This is a genomic window from Azospirillum sp. UFLA03-27 (assembly GCF_059803775.1).
The window spans coordinates 1-3,551 of the sequence record NZ_JAUQTX010000404.1 but is presented as its reverse complement, the minus strand read 5'-3'; the positions used below and the strand labels follow the sequence as shown (position 1 = coordinate 3,551).

General features: G+C 69.3%; 4 protein-coding genes. 2 read left to right on the top strand and 2 right to left on the bottom strand.

What is annotated here, in order from left to right:
• Window positions 1-93: 93 nt before the first annotated feature.
• Window positions 94-1,728, bottom strand: coding sequence for an acyl-CoA synthetase (locus Q4I23_RS31500; RefSeq protein ID WP_498528826.1), 1,635 nt, complete (start codon window positions 1,726-1,728; stop codon window positions 94-96).
• A gap of 239 nt (window positions 1,729-1,967) precedes the next feature.
• Here Q4I23_RS31500 and Q4I23_RS31495 point away from each other — a divergent pair, with 239 nt between their 5' ends.
• On the top strand, window positions 1,968-2,678 hold the full coding sequence (locus Q4I23_RS31495) for a Crp/Fnr family transcriptional regulator (protein WP_186452934.1): 711 nt from the start codon (window positions 1,968-1,970) through the stop codon (window positions 2,676-2,678).
• Between the two features lie 23 nt (window positions 2,679-2,701).
• Here the strand turns inward: Q4I23_RS31495 and Q4I23_RS31490 are convergent, their stop codons facing one another.
• Window positions 2,702-3,352 carry a formylglycine-generating enzyme family protein gene (locus Q4I23_RS31490; protein WP_498528825.1) on the bottom strand — a complete coding sequence of 217 codons (651 nt, stop codon included), beginning with the start codon at window positions 3,350-3,352 and terminating at the stop codon, window positions 2,702-2,704.
• Between Q4I23_RS31490 and Q4I23_RS31485 the strand changes: the two genes are divergently transcribed.
• A partial coding sequence (locus Q4I23_RS31485; RefSeq protein ID WP_498528824.1) for a hypothetical protein occupies window positions 3,351-3,551 on the top strand: 201 nt, incomplete at its 3' end. The two genes, Q4I23_RS31490 and Q4I23_RS31485, sit on opposite strands and share 2 nt — an antisense overlap.

Genomic DNA, 3,551 nt, shown 5'->3' with positions numbered 1-3,551 from the left:
CCCTAACCCTCCCCCGCTTCGCAGGGGAGGGAACGGCTCCTCCCCCTGCGCAGCGGGGGGAGGTTGGGAGGGGGGCCCGATGCGACCACTCCCTCACAACCCCCTCGCCTGTTCGCGCAGCACGAACTTCTGGATCTTGCCCGTGGAGGTCTTCGGCAAGGCCCCGAACACCACCGTCCGCGGCGCCTTGAAATGGGCGAGATGGTCGCGGCACCAGCCGATCACCTCGGCCTCGGTCACCCGCCCTTCCGATCCCGGCTTCAGCGTGACGAAGGCGCAGGGGGTCTCGCCCCATTTCGCATCGGGACGGGCGACGACGGCGGCCTCCATGACGTGGGGGTGCTTGTAGAGAACCTCCTCGACCTCCAGCGAGGCGATGTTCTCGCCGCCGGAGATGATGATGTCCTTGGCGCGGTCCTTGATCTCGACGTAGCGGTCGGGGTGCAGCACGGCGAGGTCGCCGGTGTGCAGCCAGCCGTCGCGCAACGCCTCGTCGGTCGCTGCGGGGTTCTTCAGGTACCCCTTCATCACCGTGTTGCCGCGCAGCGCCAGCTCTCCGAGAGTCTCGCCGTCGGCGGGCACTTCGCGGCCGGTGTCGGGGTCCAGCACGGTCTGCTCGGACATGGTGACGTTGGGCACGCCCTGGCGGGCCATTTTCACCGCCCGTTCCTCCAGCGGCAGGTCCGCCCAGCTCTCCTGCCACGCGCAGCCGGTGGAGGGGCCGTAGCATTCCGTCATGCCGTAGAGGTGGGTCAGGCGGAAGCCCATCCGCTCCATCCCCGCGATCACCGCGCTGGGCGGCGCGGCACCGCCGGTCGCCACCTGCACCGGGCCGTGGTCGAAGCCGCGCTTCACCGCGTCCGGCGCGTGGATCAGCATGGTCAGCACGACCGGCGCGCCGCAGAGGTGGGTGACCTTCTCCTCGGCGATCAGGCGGAAGATCGCCGTCGGGTCCACAGCGCGCAGGCAGACGTGGGTCGCCCCGACCGCCGTCACCGCCCAGGGGTAGGTCCAGCCGTTGCAGTGGAACATGGGCAGCGTCCACAGATAGACGCTGTCAGGCCGCAGCCCGAAGGTGATGACGTTGCCGAGCGCGTTCAGATGGGCGCCGCGGTGATGGTACAGAACACCCTTGGGGTTGCCCGTGGTGCCGGAGGTGTAGTTGAGCGCGATGGACTCCCACTCGTCCTCGGGCGTCCGCCAGGGCGCCTCGGGATCGCCGGTCTTGAGGAAATCCTCATACTCCAGCTCGCCCACCGGGTCGGCGTCCTGCGCCGCCGGGTCGTCGATCCACACCACCCGCGGCGGGGCCGCCATGCGCTCCAGCGCGGCGCGGGCCACCGCGGACAGGCCGCGGTCCACCAGGAACAGGCGGCTTTCGGCGTGCTCCAGGATGAAGGCGACGGCGGGCGGGTCGAGGCGCGTGTTGATGGCGTTCAGCACCGCCCCGGCGCCGGGGATGCCGAAATGCGCCTCCAGCATCGCCGGGGTGTTGAAGGCCAGGACGGACACCACCTCCCCCGGCAGGACGCCGGCCCGGCTCACCGCGGAAGCCAGCGCGCGGGCGCGGCGCTCCACCTCCGCCCAGCTCCGCCGCAAGGGGCCGTAGACCACGGCGGTCTTGTCCGGATAGACCATCGCGGAGCGGCGCAGGAAATCCAGCGGCGTCAGCGGCACATGGTTGGCCGTGCGCCTGGATAGGTCTGCGGACGGAGTGGTGGCGCCCACGCTCGTCTCCTTCCCTGTTCTGCAGTCCCGGATTCAGGGCCGGCACCTCATACCGGGCGCCTTGCTGACGATGGTAGTCACGAACCATTGGGCAGAACAAGATTCACCTTTGGTCGGTCCCTTCCCCTATGCCCGCAAGAACGTGGCAGGGACGGGCGAGCGCGTTACCGCCTCTGGCGCTGCGGTTGCAAGCCCTCCGCCCGCTACACTGTCTGGCATCGAGCCGTATGGGGGCGACCATGACGACGGTGCGAATCGCGTTCGACAAGGAACTGGTGCTGTCCGGGCATTTCCTGCTGAAGCATCTGGAGAAGCCGGAGTTGCAACGCCTCGCCGCCAGCGCCCGGCTGGCCTATTTCCGGCCCGGCGCGGTCATCTTCCAGAAGGGCGACCCTGGCGACAGCATGATGGCGGTCATCCGCGGGCGGGTGAAGATCTGCTCCCACTCCACCGACGGCAAGGAGCTGGTGCTGAACATCATCAACAAGGGCGGCCTGTTCGGGGAGATCGCCCTGCTCGATGGCGAGCCGCGGACCGCCGACGCCGTGGCGCTGGAGGAGACCGACCTCCTGGTGCTCGACCGCTCGAAGTTCGTGCCGCTGCTCAACGAGCGTCCGGCGGTCGCGCTCCAGCTCATCACCGTGCTGTGCAAGCGGCTGCGCCAGACCAGTGAGCATCTGGAGGACACGCTGTTCCTGGAGGCGTCGTCGCGCTTCGCCCGCGCGCTGATGCGCCTGGCCGATGTGTTCGGAAAGCCGGCACCGGGCGGGTTGAAGCTGGACATCAAGCTGTCGCAGCAGCAGCTTGGATGTCTGGTGGGCGTCTCGCGGGAAAGCATCAACAAGCTGCTCGGCGAATGGCAGCGCAACGGCGTGATCGCCATGGAGTCCGGGCGGATCACCCTGCTCGACCGCAATGCGCTGGAGGAGATCGCCGAGGCGAATGGGTGAATGGTCGTTTCGGACCCCACCCCTCAATTTAACTCTCTCAACACCCTCACCCCGTTGTTCAGGTACCGCACGTCGGGATCGTAGAACAGCCGCGCCGTGTCGGTGATGTCAGCCAAGCCGCCCCGCCAGGACCCGCCGCGCAGCACGCGCTCCCGGCAGTTGGCCGGGGTCCAGGCGCTGCCGTCCGTCGGCGCGCCCGCATAGTCCGCGTGCCAGCAATCGGCGACCCACTCCGCCACCCCGCCGTTCATGTCGTGCAGCCCGAAGGGGTTCGGCTTGTAGCTGCCGACCGAGGCCGGGGTGAGCCGCTCCTGCGCCCCGCCGCAGTCCTTGCAGTTGGCGAGCGTTCCCGTCTGACCGTCCCACCAGTAGCGGCCGGTCGTGCCGCCGCGCGCCGCGTATTCCCACTCCGCCTCGGACGGCAGGCGGTAGCGCTGGCCGGTCTTTTGGCTCAGCCACTTCACATAAGCCTGGGCCTCCAGCCAGGAGATGTTGTGGATCGGGGTGCTGTCGGTGGGCTTGGTCATGCGCGGCATGCCGCCGGTGCAGCCGCCACCCTCGACGCAGGCGCGCCACTCGGCCACCGTCACCTCGTAAGCGCCGAGCGCGAAGGGCTTGGCAATGGTGACCTTGCGCACCGGACGCTCCGAGCGGTCGCCCTGGTCGCTGCCCATGCTGAAGCTGCCGGGTGCGATCCGTACCATCACCGGACAGGCCGGGCAGTCCTGGAAGCTGGCCGACCGGCTGTGGTTGCGCACCGCGCTGTTCCCATTGCCATTCGGGGGCGCTGCGGCCACCTGCTCCGGCGCTGGCACGGGCTGCGGCGATGTCGGTGGGGGCGGCGCCGGTGGGGGCGGTGCCGCCGCTGTCTCT

Bases quoted from the DNA above. Each gene is read 5' to 3' on its own strand.
- Q4I23_RS31495 (WP_186452934.1), top strand. From the start codon at position 1,968: ATGACGACGGTGCGAATCGCGTTCGACAAGGAACTGGTGCTGTCCGGG.
- Q4I23_RS31490 (WP_498528825.1), bottom strand. From the start codon at position 3,352: ATGGGCAGCGACCAGGGCGACCGCTCGGAGCGTCCGGTGCGCAAGGTC.